This is a genomic window from Oleiphilus sp. HI0043, from assembly GCF_001634935.1.
Window position 1 is genome coordinate 1 of record NZ_LWEY01001940.1, and the last position, 622, is coordinate 622.

At 44.1% G+C, this 622-nt stretch carries 1 protein-coding gene; it reads right to left on the reverse strand.

What is annotated here, in order from left to right:
• Window positions 1-622: right-handed parallel beta-helix repeat-containing protein (locus tag A3729_RS29990; protein WP_197476296.1), on the reverse strand; the 622-nt coding region annotated here is incomplete at both ends.

The window sequence follows — 622 nt, forward strand, 5'->3', positions numbered from 1 at the left end:
GAAATAATGTAAATTCCGTCACGGGTATGCCAGATTTCGTTGCCACGAACCTCGGTATTGGTCGCAACGGATAGATGAATACCATTGCCTCGGTCGGTTGAGCGCATCTGCTCGTTACCGCTTATTTTATTGTTGATAATTTTTGCACCATCGCATTTATCTAACCAAATACCGCTAGTATCACCATGAAGCAGGTTATTCTTGATGGTTGTATTTTGTGCCGATTTTTCAATAAAGATGCCGGCATTCATTGCCGTTAAATCATCGCCCCAGTTTTCTATTGTCAGATTTTCAATGGTGACATGTGGAGCTTTTATTCGAATCCCGTCATGCATGCCTTGGGCGTTGATGATAGCGCCCTTTTCACCTTGAATAGTGAGACTCTGTCGAATAACAAAGTTACCGGCGTAAACACCGGGAGAGAGGACTATCGTATCGCCTCGAGAGGCATTATCGAGAACAGCTTGTAGGTCTAGCTGAGAATTAATCCTTATCTCTTGAGCATAGGCTGAAGAGGATAAAAGAGATGCCACCACTATCAGACAGGTACAGAGGCACAGCATAAGGATATACGCACTGTGCTTCTGTTTGTTCTGCTGTGTTTCCAGCAGTATTCGAGATG